Annotated in this window: 15 protein-coding genes; all 15 read left to right on the top strand. The window is 69.5% G+C overall.

From position 1 onward, the window contains the following. Positions 1-262 precede the first annotated feature (262 nt). Positions 263-1,183 (top strand): GTPase Era, encoded by a 921-nt coding sequence (gene era / locus VF632_RS06850; RefSeq protein ID WP_331022121.1) that lies wholly within the window; start codon positions 263-265, stop codon positions 1,181-1,183. After that, positions 1,183-1,362, top strand: a complete 180-nt coding sequence (locus VF632_RS06845; protein WP_349263976.1) for a Trm112 family protein — start codon at positions 1,183-1,185, stop codon at positions 1,360-1,362. Before era ends, VF632_RS06845 begins: the two co-directional genes overlap by 1 nt. Before the next feature lie 66 nt (positions 1,363-1,428). After that, on the top strand, positions 1,429-2,430 hold the full coding sequence (locus VF632_RS06840; RefSeq protein ID WP_331022119.1) for a diguanylate cyclase: 1,002 nt from the start codon (positions 1,429-1,431) through the stop codon (positions 2,428-2,430). After that, positions 2,427-3,005, top strand: coding sequence for a zinc-ribbon domain-containing protein (locus tag VF632_RS06835; protein ID WP_331022118.1), 579 nt, complete (start codon positions 2,427-2,429; stop codon positions 3,003-3,005). Before VF632_RS06840 ends, VF632_RS06835 begins: the two co-directional genes overlap by 4 nt. A 199-nt stretch (positions 3,006-3,204) precedes the next feature. Next, positions 3,205-4,321 (top strand): peptide chain release factor 2 gene (gene prfB, locus VF632_RS06830; RefSeq protein WP_333783551.1). Its coding sequence is split into 2 segments (ribosomal slippage): positions 3,205-3,261 and positions 3,263-4,321, totalling 1,116 coding nucleotides; the frame shifts between segments, so codons are not numbered across the junction. Further along, a complete protein-coding gene (gene lysS, locus VF632_RS06825) occupies positions 4,311-5,870 on the top strand; it encodes a lysine--tRNA ligase (RefSeq protein WP_331022117.1) in 1,560 nt (519 codons plus the stop codon). The genes prfB and lysS overlap by 11 nt, the downstream gene beginning before the upstream one ends. Further along, a complete protein-coding gene (locus tag VF632_RS06820) occupies positions 5,867-7,105 on the top strand; it encodes an ABC transporter permease (RefSeq protein ID WP_331022116.1) in 1,239 nt (412 codons plus the stop codon). The genes lysS and VF632_RS06820 overlap by 4 nt, the downstream gene beginning before the upstream one ends. Further along, positions 7,098-7,925: an ABC transporter ATP-binding protein gene (locus tag VF632_RS06815; protein WP_331022115.1), complete on the top strand. Its 828-nt coding sequence runs from the start codon at positions 7,098-7,100 to the stop codon at positions 7,923-7,925. Before VF632_RS06820 ends, VF632_RS06815 begins: the two co-directional genes overlap by 8 nt. A 15-nt stretch (positions 7,926-7,940) precedes the next feature. After that, complete coding sequence (locus VF632_RS06810) at positions 7,941-8,441, top strand: UvrB/UvrC motif-containing protein (protein WP_331022114.1); 501 nt, start codon at positions 7,941-7,943, stop codon at positions 8,439-8,441. Beyond that, positions 8,442-9,539, top strand: a complete 1,098-nt coding sequence (locus tag VF632_RS06805) for a protein arginine kinase (protein ID WP_331022113.1) — start codon at positions 8,442-8,444, stop codon at positions 9,537-9,539. Positions 9,540-9,597: 58 nt separating this feature from the next. Continuing rightward, on the top strand, positions 9,598-12,090 hold the full coding sequence (locus VF632_RS06800; RefSeq protein ID WP_331022112.1) for an ATP-dependent Clp protease ATP-binding subunit: 2,493 nt from the start codon (positions 9,598-9,600) through the stop codon (positions 12,088-12,090). An 8-nt stretch (positions 12,091-12,098) separates the two neighbouring features. Then, positions 12,099-14,564 carry an outer membrane protein assembly factor BamA gene (bamA, locus tag VF632_RS06795; protein WP_331022111.1) on the top strand — a complete coding sequence of 822 codons (2,466 nt, stop codon included), beginning with the start codon at positions 12,099-12,101 and terminating at the stop codon, positions 14,562-14,564. 31 nt (positions 14,565-14,595) lie between these two features. Further along, entirely contained in the window at positions 14,596-15,126 is a 531-nt protein-coding gene (locus VF632_RS06790) for an OmpH family outer membrane protein (protein WP_331022110.1), read from the top strand. Between the two features lie 1,126 nt (positions 15,127-16,252). Continuing rightward, complete coding sequence (locus VF632_RS06785) at positions 16,253-17,023, top strand: UDP-3-O-(3-hydroxymyristoyl)glucosamine N-acyltransferase (protein WP_331022109.1); 771 nt, start codon at positions 16,253-16,255, stop codon at positions 17,021-17,023. A 7-nt stretch (positions 17,024-17,030) separates the two neighbouring features. After that, positions 17,031-18,095 (top strand): UDP-3-O-(3-hydroxymyristoyl)glucosamine N-acyltransferase, encoded by a 1,065-nt coding sequence (gene lpxD, locus VF632_RS06780; RefSeq protein ID WP_331022108.1) that lies wholly within the window; start codon positions 17,031-17,033, stop codon positions 18,093-18,095. Positions 18,096-18,107: the final 12 nt, after the last annotated feature.

The raw sequence follows: 18,107 nt of genomic DNA, 5'->3' as shown, positions 1-18,107 counted from the left end.
TACTGCCGGGGCCACCCGGTGGGAGAGTACGGCGCCGCCGGCCTTTTATTCCGAACGCCCGCCCTGATCCTCGTGATCAGGGCGGGCGTTTGGCGTTTCGCATGCCCCGATAACAGCGGCCTCACACGGAGGGCACGGAGGCCACGGGGGAAAAGACAAATCCTCTGCAGTTCCTCCGTGTCCTCCGTGCCCTCCGTGTGAAACCCGCAGTTCGGCTTCTTTATCTTGCGCCGCCTCGTTCGTGCGGACTAGATTCGGCCCCATGGATGAGAGCGGCGACGAGGTGACGACGCGGGCCGGCTATGTGGCCCTGGTGGGCTATCCCAACGCCGGAAAGTCGTCGCTGATGAACCGGCTGGTGGAGCAGAAGCTCAGCATCGTTACGCCGCTGGCGCAGACCACGCGCGAAAAGGTGCTGGGTATCGACACCCGCGACGGCGTGCAGATGGTGTTCGTCGACACCCCCGGTCTGGTGGAGCCGCGCTACCTGCTTCACCGGGCCATGCTTCACGCCGCCACCGAGGTCATCGGCGACTCCGACGTGGTGCTGCTGCTGGTGGACGCGTCCGCGGGGATCCCCGAGTTTTCGCCCGACGTGCTGGAGCTGCTCGCCCGGGCCAAGGGGCTGATCGCCGTCAGCAACAAGCAGGACCTGGCGCGGCCGGGGCAGAGCGAGCAGGTGAAGCACTGGACGCAGGAGCGGTTCGGCACGGACCCCGTGGAGGTGTCGGCGCTGACGGGCGAGGGGGTCGGCGGCCTGCGCGAGGAGATCGCCCGGCGGCTGCCCGTGTCGCCCTTCCTGTTCCCGGAAGACGACGTCTCGTCGCAGCCCGTCCGCTTCTTCGTGGCCGAGTTCGTGCGCGAGGCGGCGTTCGAGCTGTTCGAGAAAGAGGTGCCGTACAGCATCGCCGTAAAGGTCGACGAGTTTCGCGAGACGGCGACGCCGCTGTACATCCGCGCCACCATCTACGTGGAGCGCCCCACGCAGAAGGCCATCCTGATCGGGCAGGGGGGCGCGGCCATCAAGAAGCTCGGCCGCTCGGCGCGCGAAAAGATCGAGGAATTCGTGGGCGCGCCGGTGTACCTGGACCTGTGGGTGAAGGTGCTGCCACGCTGGCGCAGGGACCCGCTTCAGCTGCAGCGCTTCGGCTTTTCCGTTCCGACGCAGGAAGAACGCACGTGATCGAACCCTGGCTGCTGGACCTGCTGGTGTGCCCCAAGTGCCGGGGCGAGCTGACGTACGAGCAGGACCCCGAATCGCTCGTCTGCGCGGCCGACCGCCTGCGCTACGAGGTGCGGGACGGAATTCCCATCCTGCTGATCGACGAGGCGCGCCCGCTGGAAGCCGCGGGGGGCGTTTGACAGCCGCCGCCGCGGCCGGATAGTATCTCCCCCCTTCTTCGCCCTGCACACCCGTAGCCGGACGTCATGCCGCCGCGCATCCTGTTGCACTTTACGCCGCACGGCCGCCCCCCGCCGGGGGTGGTCAGCGAGTTCGCGGCGGAGCGCGGCCTTCCCGTCGTCGACGCCACCGACGCCCACGACGTGCTGGAGCGGGTGGGCCGCTCGTACCCGGCGGCGCTGGTGATCGACGCGACCCCGCCGCTGGACGCGGCCCTGGCCGTCTGCCGGGCCCTCAAGGACGAGGCGTTCACCTCGGTGGTCCCCGTGATCGCCTACGCGACGGGGCAGGGCGAGGGCGACGACCCCGCGGCGCTGTCGCTGGAGGCCGGCGCCGACGAGGTGCTGAACCACAAGCTGTCGGAGCGCGAGTGCGCGCTGCGGCTGCGGATGGCGCTGCGGCGGGCGGAGCGCGACGTGAGCGTGCACCCCACCACGCTGCTGCCGGGCACGGTGCAGATCGAGCGCGACATCGGCCGGCGGCTCGTGACGGGCGAAAAGTTCGCGGTCTGCTACTGCGACCTCGACCATTTCAAGGAATTCAACGACCGGTACGGGTACAACAACGGCGACCGGGTGATCCTGATTCTGTCGCGCATCCTTCGCGACGTGGTGAGGGCGCACTCGCCGACGGCGTTCGTGGGGCACATCGGCGGCGACGACTTCATCTTCAACGCGCCGCTGGACGACTTCCGGAAGTGCTGCGAAGAGGTGATCAGCGTGTTCAGCGAGCTGATCGACCTGCACTACACGCCCGAAGACCGCGCGCGGGGCTCGTTCTTCGGCAAGGACCGGCGCGGCGAGGGGTACGAGGTGCCGCTGATGACGCTTTCCATCGGCGTGGTGACCAACGAGCACCGCTCGTTCGTGCACACGGCGCAGATCAGCGAGCTGGCCACCGAAATGAAGGCGTACGCCAAGACGTTCTCCGGCTCCATCTACGTGGTGGACCGGCGGCACGGCGGCGAAAGCGCCCTGGCGGCAGCCACCGCATCCGACGAGAACGCTCCCGGGGACCACACGCAATGAACGTCACCTGCACGCACTGCAGCACCGTCTTCCGGGTAGATCCGCGGAAGGTTCCCGACGCCGGGGTGCGGGTTCGCTGCTCCATCTGCCGCGGCGTCTTCGAGGTATCCGGCGCCGCTGTGGCCTCCGCTCCGCCCGCCGCGGCTCCACCCGCGCCTGCGGCGGCGCCGACGCCTGCCCCGCAGCCCGCGGCCGCCGCTCCGCCCGCGCCGGCACCGCAGCCGCCCCAGGCGCCCCCCGCGGCGCCTCCCGCACCAGCACCGGCACCGGCTCCACAGCCCGCTCCAGCCGCTGCGGCGCCGACCCGGTCGGGAGGATTCGGCTTCGGGTCCAACGATCCCACGGCCAAGGCGCGGCGCCTGGCGCGCGCGCTGGTGTCGGACATCGTGACGTACCATCCCGAGCGGCGCGACACGGCGCTGGCGGACGGCACGCTGAAGCGCGAGTTCATGGAAGAGATCAAGAAGAGCTGGGAGGAGTACGTCGGCCAGGTCGGTGCCGAGACGGCCCGCGGCACGCCCCACTTCCGCGACGCGCTGAACGAGATCCTGGCGAAGGGGCAGAACCTCTTTTGAGTGCGTGAGTGCGTTAGTGCGTTAGTGCGGGAGTAGCTGCCGAAGCGGCACCGGCTTCTTGACGGAGCCCCAGCCGTCGTTCACTAACGCACTCACGCACTTTCCGTCCTCCCCGGGAACCCGTACATTCCCGCAGGTTACAAGACAGCAGTGGGGCCGCTCCTCCGGGCGGCCCTTGTCGTTGCCAGGAACCCGACCGATGACCGAAGACCTTCGTAGCGCACTGGACACGTACCGCAACCGGCTCGACGAGCTGGGGAGGTTTCTTTGACCTGGCTGCCAAGCAGGAGCAGCTGAAGTCGCTGGAAGCCCGCATGGCCGAACCGTCGTTCTGGAACGACCAGGAAAAGGCCCGCGAGCTGATCGCCCTCACCAACCAGGTCAAGGGCTGGGTAGGGCCCTGGGAGCAGATGTCGGCCAAGGTCAACGACCTGGGCGAAATGCTCGACCTGCTGGAGATGGATGCCGACGAGGAGATCGGCGCCGAGGTGCGGAGCGAGGTCGAAGCACTCGGCCCCGCGCTCGAGGCGCTGGAGCTCAAGAACATGCTCCAGCAGCCCGACGACCACCGCGACGCCCTGATCACCATCCATCCCGGCGCCGGCGGCACCGAAAGCCAGGACTGGGCCCAGATGCTGTTGCGCATGTACACGCGCTTCGGCGAGCGCAACGGCTTCGAGGTGGAGCTGCTGGACCTGCAGGAGGGCGAAGAGGCGGGGATCAAGGACGCCACGCTGGAAATCCGCGGCCAGTACGCATACGGCTTTCTCAAGGCCGAGCGCGGCGTGCACCGGCTCGTGCGCATCTCGCCGTTCGACTCGGCCGCGCGCCGCCATACCTCGTTCGTCTCCGTGTTCGTCTCGCCCGCGGTGGACGACACCATCGAGATCGAGGTGCGCGAAGAAGACATCGAGATGGACGTGTTCCGCGCGTCCGGCGCCGGCGGGCAGCACGTCAACAAGACGTCGTCCGCGGTGCGGCTGCGCCACCTGCCGTCGGGCATCGTGGTGGCCTGCCAGCAGGAGCGCTCGCAGCACAAGAACCGCGCGACGGCCATGAAGATGCTCAAGGCGCGCCTGTATCAGCGCGCGCTCGAGGAGCAGGAGGCGGAAAAGGCCAAGCTCGAGAACACCAAGACCGACATCGCCTTCGGCAGCCAGATCCGCTCGTACGTCTTTCAGCCGTACACCATGGTCAACGACCATCGCACCGAACTCAAGCTGACGGACGTCCAGAAGGTGATGGACGGCGACCTGCAGCCCTTCATCCACGCCTACCTGCGGCAGTACGGGGCCGTGCACTCCGATGGCCAGTGACGAGCTGACGCCGGGCGAGGAGCACCTTTCCGACGAGCGCGTCGTCGCCGACCGCCTCGCCAAGCTTTCCCGCCTGCGCGAGCGGGGCGTGGAGCCATACGCCTATTCGTACGACGATCCAGATTCCGCCCAAGGAGCGATTGACTTGCTCTTGGCCAAGGAGCTTAGCGATCCGCTCGAGGATGACGGCAAGGAACTCTGGGTCCGGGTAGCAGGGCGAATCGTCAGCAAGCGCGTGATGGGCAAGAGCACATTCGCACATCTAGCGGACCGTACGGGCAAGATTCAGCTCTATTTCCGGGTCAATGATTTGGCTCAGGATTATGAGTTGATCGATCTGCTGGATCTTGGTGACTGGATCGGGGCTGAAGGCAAGGTCTTCCGGACACGGACGAGCGAGGTCTCCGTGTGGGTCTCGTCCTTTAAGCTCTTGGCCAAGGCGCTGCGTCCGCTCCCCCTGGGCAAGGAAGAGGTGCACGCGGAGACAGGGGAGCGGATCGTCCACTCGGGGTTCACGGACGTGGAGGCGCGCTACCGCCAGCGCTACGCCGACCTGGCGGTGAATCCCGAGGTGCGTGCGACCTTCGTCCTGCGGGCGCTGATCGTCAGTGCGCTGCGGCGGTTCCTGGACGAGCGCGGGTTCATCGAGGTGGAGACGCCCATCCTGCAGCCGCTGTACGGCGGCGCGCTGGCGCGGCCCTTCACCACGCACCACAACGCGCTGGACATGCAGCTGTACCTGCGCATCGCCGACGAGCTGTACCTGAAGCGGCTGATCGTGGGCGGCATGGAGCGGGTGTACGAGATCGGCAAGGACTTCCGCAACGAGGGGCTCAGCCGCTTTCACAACCCCGAGTTCACCATGCTGGAGTTCTACGCCGCGTACCTGGACTACGAGGGCGTCATGCGGCTCACGGAAGAGCTGCTGAGCCACGTGGCCCGCGAGGCTTTGGGCGACCGTCCCGTCAGCTTCGGCGGGCACGAGATCTCATTCGCGGCGCCCTTCGCGCGCTACACCATGTTCGAGGCGCTGCAGGAGATCGGCGGCGTGGACGTCCCCGGGTCGACTGAGGACGAGCTTCGCGATCGAGTCCGCACGCTCGGCTTTTCCGCGGACGACGTGAAGGCGATGGGCCGCGGCAAGCTGATCGACGAGCTGTTCGGCGCGCTGGTGGAGCCGAAGCTCATCCAGCCGACGTTCATCACCGACTATCCGCGTGAGATGTCGCCCCTGGCCAAGCCCAAGCGAGGCGACGAGGCGCTGACGGAGCGGTTCGAGCTGATCGTCGCCGGCAAGGAGCTGTGCAACGCCTACAGCGAGTTGAACGACCCCATCGACCAGCGCGAGCGCTTCGAGGCGCAGAAGCGGCTGGCGCTGGCGGGTGACGAGGAGACGCAGCCCATCGACGAAGACTTCCTTCGGGCCATGGAGTTCGGTATGCCCCCCACCGGCGGGTTCGGGATGGGGGTAGACCGGCTGACGATGATCCTTTCCGGCCAGCCGTCCATCCGCGACGTGATCCTGTTCCCCACCATGAGGCCCGAATGAGCCTGGAGTGGCGCATCGCCAGGCGCTATCTCTCCTCGCGGCGGGGGACCAGGTTCCTGTCGCTGATCACGCTGATCGCCATCGGCGGCGTGGCCGTGGGGGTGATGGCGCTGATCATCGTGACCGCGGTGATGAACGGGCTGCAGAACGAGCTCCGCCGCGGCATCCTGGGCGTCAATCCGCACGTGTTCGTCCTCACCTACGGCGAGGGGATGAAGATGCCCGGCTGGCGTGGCCCCGTGCAGGACGTGCGGAAGATCGAGGGCGTGGTGGCGGCCGGACCCTTCGTCCATACCGAGGTGGGGCTGCGCAACCGCGGCGGATACTCGGAGGGGGCGGTGCTCCGCGGGATCGTCGCGGACGGCGAAGGCTCGGGGGTCACCGACATTCCCAAGCTGATGAGCCAGAGCCGCGTCAGCTTCGGGCCCACTCGCAGCGGGCTGGCGCCGATTGCCGTGGGCGTGGGGCTGGCCGGCCGGCTGGGGCTGATTCCCGGCGACACGGTGACGGTCATCTCCTTCAGCAACGTGCGGATGACGCCCATGGGGCCCATGCCCCGGATGGAGCTCTTCGAGTTCGTCGGCGGCCTGAAGACCGGGATGTGGGAGTACGACAACAAGTTCTCGTACACCAGCCTTGCCGCCGCGCAGCACCTTACGGGGCTGGACGACGCGGTGTCGGGACTGGAGGTGCGGCTGCAGGACCCGCAGGACGCAGCTGAGATCTCCAGGGCCATCGACCGACAGCTGGACCTCCCGTATCGCACCGAGAACTGGATGACCATGAACGCGCCGCTCTTCAACGCGCTCAAGCTGGAGAAGCTGGCCCTGTTTCTCATCCTGCTGCTGATCGTGATCGTCGCCGCCTTCAACATCGTCTCCACCCTGGTGATGGTGGTGACTGACAAGACGCGCGAGATCGGCATCCTGAAGTCGATGGGAATGACTTCGCGCCGCATCCTGCGCCTGTTCATGGTGCAGGGGCTGGTGATCGGCATGGTGGGCGCCACCATCGGCGGCATCGGCGGCGTGCTGGTGGCCTGGCTGACGGACCACTTTCGCCTGATCCGCATTCCCGGGGAGATCTACTTCGTCAGCCACCTGCCGGTGAAGGTGAACCCGGTGGACCTGGTGGGCATCCTGCTCGCCACGGTGGTGATCTCGTTCCTGGCGACGGTGTATCCCGCCTGGCAGGCCGCGCGCCTGGACCCCGTGGAGGCGATCCGCCATGAGTAGCGAATCGCTGGACCGCCCGGGGGACGAGCTGGTCGCCGACGAGGCGCCGATGGAGTCCGCCGTCCTGCCCGAGCCGACAGGCGATGCCGCGCCGCGGCGCTCGTTCGACGGGGTGGAGCCGTCCATCAGCGCCCGGGGCGTACGCAAATCGTACGTGGGGGGCGACGGAACGCCCATCCACGTGCTGGACGGCGTGGACCTGGACGTGCGGCCGGGGGAGATGGTGTCGGTGATCGGCGCGTCCGGCTCCGGCAAGTCGACGCTGCTCCACGTCCTGGGCGCGCTGGACCGGCCCGACGAGGGCGCCGTGTCGGTGGGCGGCGTGCCCGTCGCCACGCTCAACGAGCAGGGGATGGCGGAGCTGCGGGCCAAGCGGGTGGGCTTCGTCTTCCAGTTTCACCACCTCCTGCGCGAGTTCAGCGCGCTGGAGAACGTGATGATGCCGCAGCTGATCGCCGGCACGGGCGAGGGGAAGGCGCGGGAGCGGGCCAGGGAGCTGCTGGACCTGGTCGGACTGGCGGGGCGGCTGGAGCACAAGCCGTCGCAGCTGTCCGGCGGCGAGCAGCAGCGCGTGGCCGTGGCGCGCGCGCTCGCCAACCGCCCCCTGGTGCTGCTCGCGGACGAGCCCTCGGGGAACCTGGACCCGTCCACGAGCGACCGGCTTCACGAGCACCTGTTCCGCGTCTGCCGCGAGGAGGGCGCCGCCATGGTGCTGGTGACGCACGACCTGGCCCTTGCCGCGCGGGCGGACCGCGTCCTGCGGTTGCTGGGCGGCCAGCTGGTCGACGCCGGCCCTGATGCCGCCGGGGCGGCCGCGTGAGAGAGGCGGGACGAAATGCTGTGTGAAAACTGCGGCAAGAACGAGGCGGCCATCCACCTCACGCAGATCCAGAACAACGAGATGACGACGCGCCACCTGTGCGAGGTGTGCGCGGAGGGGATGGGATTGTCATCGGGAAGCAGCGCCAGCGCGCCACTGGCCGACTTCATCGCGCAGATGGGGAAGGGGATGCTGGCCGAGACGGTGTCGCAGCCCGGCACCTGCCCCGCCTGCGGCCTGTCGTTGGCCGACTTCAAGAAGACGGGGCGGCTGGGGTGCGCGCGCTGCTGGTCGGCGTTCGACGCGTCGCTTCGCGGGCTGCTGCGCAAGCTGCACGGCGGCACCCAGCACAGCGGCAAGGTGTACCTGCCCCCCCACCCCTCGGAAAGCGACCGCACCGCCCGCATCGTCAGCCTGCGCCGCAGCCTGGCGCGCGCCGTGGAGTCCGAGGACTTCGAGCGGGCCGCGGGGCTGCGCGACCAGATCCGCCGGCTCGAAGCCGGCCAGGAGGCCTAGGTGCCCAACGAGTTCCTGGACGGCGACGCCGACGCCGGCCTCGCATGGCTGCGGGCCGACGGCCCCAACGCCGACATCGTGCTTTCCACCCGCATCCGCCTGGCGCGCAACCTCCAGGGGTTCCGCTTCGGCACGCGGGCCGACACGGCGGACAGGCGCGAGGTGCTGCGCCAGACCCTGGCTGCCTCCGACGCCGCACCGGCGCTGCGCGGGGGGCGCACGGTCACCGTCTCGGAGCTGGGCGGAGGCGAGCGGCAGCTGCTGCTGGAGCGCCACCTGGTCAGCCGCGAGCTGGTGGGGGGCGAGGGGCACCCGGCGCCGTCGAGCACCGCGCTGATCATGGCGCCCGGCGAGGCGCTGAGCGTAATGGTGAACGAGGAAGACCACCTGCGCCTGCAGAACATCGTGGGCGGGTTTCGCCTGCGCGACGCCTGGCGCGACGTGGAGCGGCTGGACGACGAGCTGGGCCAGCGGCTGCCCTACGCCTTTCACGCGGAGTTCGGCTTCCTCACCAGCTGCCCCACCAACGTGGGCACGGGCCTGCGCGCGTCCGTCCTGATGCACCTACCGGGGCTGGTGCTGACGCAGGAGATCGGCAAAGTGCTGCAGGGGATCAGCCAGGTGGGGCTCACCTTCCGCGGCCTGTACGGCGAGGGGAGCGACGTCGTCGGCAACTTCTTCCAGATCAGCAACCAGACGACGCTGGGGAAGACGGAGGAAGACCTGATCGACCACCTGCAGCGCATCGTGCACCAGGTGGTGCAGTACGAGGCCCAGGCGCGCTCCGTCCTGCTGCGCGACGCCCCCGTGGTGATCGAGGACAAGGTGTGGCGTGCGTACGGGTTGCTGCGCCACGCCAGGTCGGCTTCGTTCGAGGAGGTGATGAACCTTCTGAGCGGCGTACGGCTGGGCGTGGGGCTGAAACTAATCGGAGACGTACGTGTACAGACGCTCAACCGGATCATGATCTTTGCCCAGGCGGCCCACCTCGAACGCGTGGTGGATGGAAGCCTGCCCCAGGGCGATCCGGACGTGAGGCGCGCGGCGTTCGTCCGCGGCATCCTGGCGTCGGAGGAATCTGGCGCGACGCATGCGTAATGCGCGCGTGGAACGTGGGAGTTCGCCCCGTCTCGCCCCGAACTGAGGTCCTGCTCAAATGAACTACAATTTCACCGACCGCGTGCGAAAGGTCCTGGCCATGGCCCGGGAAGAGGCCATCCGGCTTCAGCACGACTACGTCGGTACCGAACACATCCTGCTGGGGCTGATCCGCGAGGGCGAGGGCGTGGCCGCGGCCGTGCTGAACAACCTGAACGTCGACCTGGAGCAGGTGCAGGAAAAGGTCGAGGAGTCGGTTCGGCGGGGCAAGGCCACCATCGCGCTGGGCGAGCTTCCGTATACGTCGCGCGCCAAGAAGGTGCTGGAGTTCGCCATGGCCGAGGCCCGCGAGCTCAACCACAGCTACGTGGGCACCGAGCACCTGCTGCTGGGGCTGCTGCGCGAGGAAAAGGGCATCGCCGCCGAGGTTCTCACCCAGTTGGGCGTCAGCCTGGAAGATGCCCGGCGCGAAACGCTGAAGCTGCTGGGCTCGGAGCCCAACGCCAGCCCCTCGGTGGGCGGCGCCACGCCGACGGCCTCGGCCAGCGGCGGAACCGCGGCCAAGGGCGACAAGAAGAGCAAGACGCCGGCGCTGGACCACTTCTGCCGCGACCTGACGGAGCTGGCGCGTCAGAACGAGCTGGACCCCACCATCGGCCGCGCGGAAGAGATCGAGCGGGTGATGGAGATCCTGTCGCGCCGCAAGAAGAACAACCCCGTGCTCATCGGCGAGCCGGGGGTGGGCAAGACGGCCATCGTCGAGGGGCTGGCGCAGCTGATCGCCGAGAACAAGTGCCCCGACTCGCTGCGCGACTACCGGGTGCTTTCGCTCGACATGGCGGCCGTCATCGCCGGCACCAAGTACCGCGGCCAGTTCGAGGAGCGGCTCAAGGCGGTGATGAACGAGATCAGCCAGAACAAGAACATCATCCTGTTCATCGACGAGCTCCACACCCTGGTGGGCGCGGGCGCGGCCGAGGGCGCCATCGACGCCAGCAACATGCTGAAGCCGGCGCTGGCCCGCGGCGAGCTGCAGTGCGTGGGTGCCAGCACGCTGAACGAGTACCGCAAGTACATCGAAAAGGACGGGGCGCTGGAGCGGCGCTTCCAGACGGTGAACGTGGAACCGCCGTCCATCGACGAGGCCATCCAGATCGTCACCGGGCTGCGCGTCCATTACGAGGACCACCACCGGATCCGCATTCCGGACGACGTGATCGAGGCGGCGGTGAAGCTGTCGGAGCGCTACATCACCGACCGGTTCCTGCCGGACAAGGCCATCGACGTGATCGACGAGGCCGGGGCCCGCGCGCGCCTGCAGACGCAGGTGCCGCCGCCCGACGTCGAGGAGCTGAAGAAGCAGCTGGAAGAGGTGGCGGGGAAGAAGGACGGCGCCATCCGCGACCAGGACTTCGAGCGCGCGGCCGAGCTGCGCGACTACGAGCGAGACCTTCAGCGCCGCATCCAGGACCGCGAGAAGAGTTGGGAAGAGGAGCGGAAGACCAACCGCCCCGCGCTCAGCGAAGAGGACGTGGCGTTCATCGTCAGCCGCTGGACGGGCATTCCCGTCACGCGCCTGAAGCAGGCCGAGACGGCCCGCCTGGTGAACATGGAAGGCGAGCTGCACCAGCGGATCGTGGGGCAGGACAAGGCGGTGCAGACCATCGCCAAGGCCATCCGCCGCAGCCGGGCGGGGCTCAAGGACCCCAAGCGCCCCATCGGCTCGTTCATCTTCGCCGGCCCCACGGGCGTCGGCAAGACGGAGCTGGCGCGCGGCCTGGCGGAGTTCCTGTTCGCCGACCGCAACGCCCTGATCCGCGTCGACATGTCGGAGTACATGGAGAAGTTCTCCGTGTCGCGGCTGATCGGCGCGCCTCCGGGATACGTGGGCTACGAGGACTCGGGGACGCTGACCAAGGCCGTCCGCCGCAAGCCGTACTCGGTGGTGCTGCTCGACGAGATCGAAAAGGCGCACCCCGACGTGTTCAACCTGCTGCTGCAGGTGCTCGACGAAGGCCACCTGACCGACAACTACGGCCGGGTGATCGACTTCAAGAACACGGTGGTGATCATGACCTCCAACCTGGGCGCCCGCGACATCGGGAAGGGCCCGGGGCTGGGCTTCCACGCGCCTAGCCAGCAGTCGCAGTACGACCGCATGGAGGAGAAGGTCAAGGAGGAGATCGAGCGCGCGTTCAACCCGGAGTTCATCAACCGGCTGGACGACGTGATCGTGTTCCACCCGCTGACGCGGGAGCAGATCGGCTCCATCATCTTCAACCTCCTCGCGGACGTGGAGACCCGTCTCAAGGAGGAGGAGCTGACGCTGAAGCTGAACGACGACGCCATCGACTTCATGGTCGAGCACGGCTACGACGAGAAGTTCGGCGCGCGGCCCCTGCGCAGGGCCATCCAGCGGTACCTGGAAGACCCGCTTTCGGAAAAGATCCTCTTGTCGGAGTACAGCCCGGGCGACGAGATCGAGGTGTCGGTCGCGGAAGACCGCCAGTCGCTCGCCTTCCGGGTCCCGTCGAAAACCCAGACCGTCTAGGAACCACGGTGTTCTCAACTCTCCGGGGACGGGCCGCTTCGGCGGCCCTCCTCTTGTTCGCCCTCTGCGGCGCGGCACCCGCCGCGCACGCGCAGGACCCCACGGCCCCGGCGGCCCGCCCCGCGGAGCAGGCGCCGCGGCCGGGGTTCGTCGTCGACACGGTGCTGGTGCGGGGCAGCCGCCGCGTGGCCGAGGCCACCGTGCGCGCCCAGGCGGGGATCCGCGCCGGCGCCACGATGACGGCGCCGCTGGTGCAGGACGCCATCCGCCGGCTGATGGCCACCGGGCAGTACGAGTCGGCCGAGGTGCTGGTGCGCGGCGCCGACGCCGGGCGCGGCCCGCTGGTGCTGCAGGTGGTGGAGCGCCCGCTGGTGGCGCAGATCCGCTTCGAGGGGCTGACCACCGTGTCGGGCGCTACCGTGCGCGACTCGTCGGGCCTCCAGGAGAACGCCCCGCTGAATCCCCAGGGCGTGGCCCGGGCGCGCACGCTCGTCCGCGAGATGCTGGCCAAAAAGGGCGTGCAGCTGCTTTCCGTCGACACGGCGCTGGCGCCGGCGGCGGACGGGGCGGTGAACCTCACCTTCCGGGTTCGCGAGGGCAACCTGGTGGCCCTGGCCGACATCGACTTCGAGGGGAACAGCGCCCTGAGCGACGAGACGCTGCTGGACGCCATGAGCACCAAGGAAGAGGGCTTCTGGTGGTTCCGCCCCGGCAAGTGGGACCGCGAGGCCTTCGACGAGGACCTGCGCACCAACCTGCCGCGGATGTACGGCGAGCGGGGCTACATCGACTTCGCGGTGGTGGGCGACTCGCTGGTGGTGGACCCCGCCACCGGCAAGGCGCGGCTGATCGTCACCGTGTCCGAGGGGCCGCAGTACCGCCTGGGCGAGTTCAACGTGCAGGGCAACTCGCGGTTCCCCTCCGAGGCGCTGCGGGAAACCTTCCTGACGCAGCGCCGGTCGGTGCTGGGGCTGCCCTTCGGCGGGCAGAACCAGCGCGAGGCGGGCGAGGTGTTCGACCGCCCCGCGCTCGACGCGGCGGCCGCGCAGATCGAGCAGCAGTACCGCAACGAGGGCTACCTGTTCGCGCAGGTGGTGCCCACGGTCGAGCGGGTTCCGGCCGCCGCGGGGCAGGCCCCGCGCGTGAACGTGACGCTGTCCGTTTCCGAGCAGCAGCCGTTCTACATCCGCAACATCTCGTTCAAGGGCAACACCACCACGCACGAGAACGTGATCCGCGACAGGCTGTGGATCGTTCCGGGCGACGTGTACAACGAGCAGCGGCTGATCCAGAGCTACCAGGCCATCTCGGGGCTGGGCTTCTTCGAGGCGCCCATGCCGATGCCCGACATCCAGCCGCGGCCGGAGCTGGGCGTGGTGGACATCGTCTTCAACGTGGCCGAGAAGCAGACCGGCAGCGTGAACTTCGGCACGGTGTTCGGCGGATCGCCGTACGGAGGGCGCCGCAGCGGGTTCTCGGGGTTCCTGGGGTACCAGCAGCCCAACCTGTTCGGCCAGGGCAAGACGGCCAACCTCCGCGCCGAGCTGGGCCCCGGCCGCAGCACGCTCGAGGCCAGCTACACCGACCCGGCCATCGGCGGCGGGCGCAACTCCGGCAGCGCGTCGGTGTTCCGCTCGGGCGACCGCTTCATCCAGTTCGGCAACGGCCGGCGCATCCGCACGGGTGCCTCGCTGCAGTTCGGCTTCCCGGTTCCGGGGCAGCTGCGCACGCGGGCCTTCCTGGGCTACTCGCTGTCGCGGACGTCGTACGACCAGGCGCAGGACGAGCAGTGCGAGCCGGGGACCACCAGCCTGTTCTGCCTTCCCAATGCCACGGCGAGCACGCTTTCGCTTTCCGTGTCGCGCGACACCAAGAACCACCCGCTCTTCCCCACGTCGGGAACGCGGCAGTCGGTGACGCTGGAGCAGACGGGCGGCCTTCTGGGCGGCGACGCCAACTTCCAGAAGCTGTCGACGCAGGCCGAGTGGTGGGTGCCCGTGGCCCGCCTGGGCAGCAGCCCGCGCGCGCCGACCATGGCGCTGGGCGTTCAGGCGCGCACCGGCGCCATCTTCGGCGATGCGGGCCCGCTGCCGTTCGAGCGGTTCTACGTGGGCGGCGTGCAGTTCGGCCAGCCGCTGCGCGGCTACGAGGAGTCGTCGATCGGCCCGCGCGGCTACAACCAGCGGTGCAACCAGCGCCTGGAGCTCACCTGCCTGGGCGACGCGTTCTTCACCGTCACCGGCGAGTACGCGCTGCGCCTGACGGACGCGCTGTCGGTGTCGGCGTTCGGCGACGCGGGCAACGTGTTCGGCGGTGTGGGCGAGTTCAACACGGCGCGGCTGTACCGCAGCGCTGGCGTGGGCGTTACGCTGGTGACCCCGTTCCTGGGCGCCATCGGCATCGACGCCGCGTACGGCTTCGACCGGCCCGATCCGGGCTGGGAGCTCCACTTCAAGCTGGGCCAGTCGTTCTGACCCGGTCATCAACCCTGAACAGGAAGCAGCAATGAAGCGTATTCTTTCGTTCGCGATCGCCGCCGTCGTGTCGATGGCCGCCGCGGCCCCCGCCCAGGCGCAGCTCAAGATGGGCTACGTGAACAGCGACCGCGTGCTGGCCGAGACGCCGGCGTTCGCCGACGTGCGCGCCACGCTGGAGCGCGAGTTCTCCCCCCTGCGCGCCGAGATCGACACCTTGGAGGCCCGCCTGGGCCGCGCCGACACGGAGTTCCGTGCGCAGGCGCCCACGCTGACCGAGGCGGTGCGCACGCAGCGCCAGCAGACCATGCAGCAGCAGTTCGCGGCGTATCAGGCGCGTGCGCAGCAGATCCAGCAGCAGCTGCAGAGCCGCGAGCAGGAGCTGGTTCGTCCGGTGATGGAGCGCATCCGCGGCGTGCTGGAGCAGGTGCGCGCGGCCGGCGGGTACTCGTTCATCATGGACCCGCCCGAGGGCGTGATCGTGGCGGTGGACCCGGCGCTGGACGTCACCGACCAGGTGATCCGCGCGCTGGGCGGCACGCCGCAGCCTCGCACGCCGTGAAGCCCTTTGCGGAGGGCACTGCTCCCCGCTAGCTTCGGTGCCCGCGACACGACGTGTCGCGGGCACTTTTCGTTTGGGCACGGAAGTGCGAAAGTGCGAAAGTGCGAAAGTGCGACCGCGGGGGGGCGCCGAGGCGTGTCATCCTGAGGCCCAGGCGCGCCGCACTGGCACGCGGCACATACCACGCGGGGCGAAGGATCTAGCCGGGGGCACGTACAAGCCTGGGCGCGGCAGTGGTCACGGCAGCCGAGGCCTCGGCTGCCGTGGGGCCCTCACCCCGCCGCGCTGACACGCGTGCGACCCTCTCCCACAAACAGCGTGGGAGAGGGGGTACACTTCGGGGTTGGGGTGCGCGCAAGCGGGGAGCGTCCGGCCAGGCCTGCTCCCGGCGGTTGAAACCGCGTCTGGAACATCACAAAGTCCGCCTTCGCGGACTGCAGGCACAGTCGAGTGCGCGGGGCCAGCGGGAGCGCGATCGAATTCTCCCCCTCCCCCTCTCCCGCTTGCGGGAGAGGGGCCGGGGGTGAGGGCAGCCGGGGACTGCGCCGGAGCCGTCGAAGCGCGACCGAGGATCTCAGCGTCGTCAGCGAGGCCTCGGCTCTGCTGGGGCGAATGAATTCGCGGCAACGACGGCCCGAAGTCCGCCTTCGCGGACTGCTCCCGCTGTTCGAGTGCGCCTGGCCAGCCCACGCGCAAGCGAATTCTCCCCTCTCCCGCTTGCGGGAGAGGGGTCGGGGGTGAGGGCAGCCGGGGACTGCGCCGGAGCCGTCGAAGCGCGACCGAGGTTCTCAGGGTTCGGCAGCGAGGCCTCGGCTCTGCTGGGGCGAATGAATTCGCGGCAACGACGGCCCAAAGTCCGCCTTCGCGGACTGCTCGCGTGGTCGAGTGCGCCAGGCCAGCCGAAGCGCGATTCAGGTCTCCCCCTCCCCTGCGCAGCGGGGGAAGGGGGCCGGGGGGAGGGGGCTCCCAAGGCATTCACCAGCAGCCAGTCCATCCGTGTGTTCTCATCTCCCCCGTGCAGTTTACGGGGGAGAGGCCGGGAGAGGGGGGCGCCGCGGCACGTACAAATGCTTCTCGAATCGGGATCGAAGTGGAGCCACGAGCGATCGATGGTCCGGGGCCGGGTGTGACGAATCCCCGTGCGGAAACCCTGCCCGTTGCCCATCCCACGGCCGTGATCGACGCGACGGCGGCCGTCGCGCCGAGCGCGAGCGTCGGTGCGTGCGCCGTCGTGGGCGCGGGGACCACGGTGGGCGCGGGCGCGCGGATCGGCCCGCACGTGGTGATTGGGCGCGGGTGCCGGATTGGCGCGGGGGCCGTCCTCGCACCGCACGCCACCCTGTACGATGGCGTGGAGATGGGCGAGGGCGTGATCGTCGGCAGCGGCTCGCGTATTGGGCCGGACGGCTTCGGGTTCGCGTGGGACGGGGCAGGGCATCGGAAGATCCCCCAGGTGGGCGGCGTGCGCATCGGCGCGCGGACGGTCATCGGCGCCAACGTGACCATCGACCGCGGCTCCGTGGGCGACACCCTGATCGGTGCGGACTGCAGCATCGCCGACCTTGTTCACATCGGCCACAACGCCCGCATCGGCGACGGCGTTTCGCTCGACGGCATGACGGGGGTGGCCGGCAGCGCCACCATCGACGCGCGCGTCACCGTCGGCGGGCAGGTAGCCATCATGGGGCACCTGACGGTGGGGGAAGGGGCCCGGGTGGCGCGCTGGGGCGGCGTGACGGGCGACGTGGCCCCGGGCGAGTCCGTCTCCGGCACCCCCGCGCGCCCCGTCGCCGAGACCCGCCGCGCCGAGCGCCTGACCCGCGTGCTCCCCCGGCTGATCAAGCGGCTGGAGGCGCTGGAGCGCACGGTGCGCGGCCGCGCCGAACCGACTTCCTGAGATATCGATGGCCGAGCTTTCGATCGCGGAGATCGCCCAGCACGTGGGCGGCGAGCTGGCGGGCGAACCCCACCGGGTGATCCGCGGCGCCGCCCCACTGGACGGCGCCGGGCCGGGCGACCTGTCGTTCCTGTCCGGCGGGCGCTACCTCCCGCAGCTGGCCTCCACCGGGGCGGGCGCCGTCCTGGTGCCGCGCTCGCTGAACGTGGACCCGCCGGAGAACGTCACGCTCGTCCGCGTGGACGATCCGTACGTGGCGCTCGCCCGCATCCTTCCGCTGCTGTATCCCACCGCGCCCGAGCCCCCGGGCATCCATCCCACCGCCATCATCGGCGAGGGGGCGGAGATCGGGGCGGAGGTGAGGATCGAGGCCTACGCGGTGCTTGGCGCCGGCGTGCGCCTGGGCGACGGCGTGCGCATCGGCGCGCACGCGGTGCTGGGCGACGGGTGCGCGGTGGGCGCGGGCTCCATCATCCACCCGCACGCCACGCTCTTCGCCGGCACGCGGGTGGGCCAGCGCTGCACCATCCACAGCGGCGCGCGCCTGGGCTCCGACGGCTTCCGCTTCGTGTTCTTCGACGGGGGACACCAGAAGGTGCCCCATGCGGGGGTGTGCGTCATCGGCGACGACGTGGAGGTGGGCGCCAACACGACGATCGACCGCGGCTCCATCGGCGATACGACGATCGGCAGCGGCACCAAGATCGACAACCTGGTGCAGATCGGCCACAACGTGCAGATCGGACGGCACGTGCTGCTGGTGGCGCAGGTCGGGATCTCGGGGAGCACGGTCGTGGGCGACGGCGCCGTGCTGGGCGGGCAGGTCGGCACCAATCCTCACGTCAGCATCGGCGCGGGGGCGCGGGTCGGCGGCCGGTCGGGGGTGACGACCGACATCGCCCCCGGGCTCACCGTCTCCGGCAATCCCGCGCGCCCGCACCGCGAGTCCATGCGCGCCCAGGCCTCGGTGTTCGGCCTGCCGAAGGTCGTGGAACGGCTCAAGGCGCTGGAGGCTGCGGTGTTCGGGCGGGGCGGCGCGGGGGCGCGGGAGGGGGGCCAAAGCGCCGATTGAGCCACGGACGGG

This window comes from Longimicrobium sp., from assembly GCF_036388275.1.
Taxonomy (GTDB): Bacteria; Gemmatimonadota; Gemmatimonadetes; order Longimicrobiales; family Longimicrobiaceae; genus Longimicrobium.
This window is presented reverse-complemented; position numbering and strand designations above follow the sequence as displayed.

Coding starts and splice junctions, on each gene's coding strand:
- era (WP_331022121.1), top strand. CDS start 263: ATGGATGAGAGCGGCGACGAGGTGACGACGCGGGCCGGCTATGTGGCC.
- VF632_RS06840 (WP_331022119.1), top strand. CDS start 1,429: ATGCCGCCGCGCATCCTGTTGCACTTTACGCCGCACGGCCGCCCCCCG.
- VF632_RS06835 (WP_331022118.1), top strand. CDS start 2,427: ATGAACGTCACCTGCACGCACTGCAGCACCGTCTTCCGGGTAGATCCG.
- lysS (WP_331022117.1), top strand. CDS start 4,311: ATGGCCAGTGACGAGCTGACGCCGGGCGAGGAGCACCTTTCCGACGAG.
- VF632_RS06820 (WP_331022116.1), top strand. CDS start 5,867: ATGAGCCTGGAGTGGCGCATCGCCAGGCGCTATCTCTCCTCGCGGCGG.
- VF632_RS06815 (WP_331022115.1), top strand. CDS start 7,098: ATGAGTAGCGAATCGCTGGACCGCCCGGGGGACGAGCTGGTCGCCGAC.
- VF632_RS06810 (WP_331022114.1), top strand. CDS start 7,941: ATGCTGTGTGAAAACTGCGGCAAGAACGAGGCGGCCATCCACCTCACG.
- VF632_RS06800 (WP_331022112.1), top strand. CDS start 9,598: ATGAACTACAATTTCACCGACCGCGTGCGAAAGGTCCTGGCCATGGCC.
- VF632_RS06790 (WP_331022110.1), top strand. CDS start 14,596: ATGAAGCGTATTCTTTCGTTCGCGATCGCCGCCGTCGTGTCGATGGCC.
- lpxD (WP_331022108.1), top strand. CDS start 17,031: ATGGCCGAGCTTTCGATCGCGGAGATCGCCCAGCACGTGGGCGGCGAG.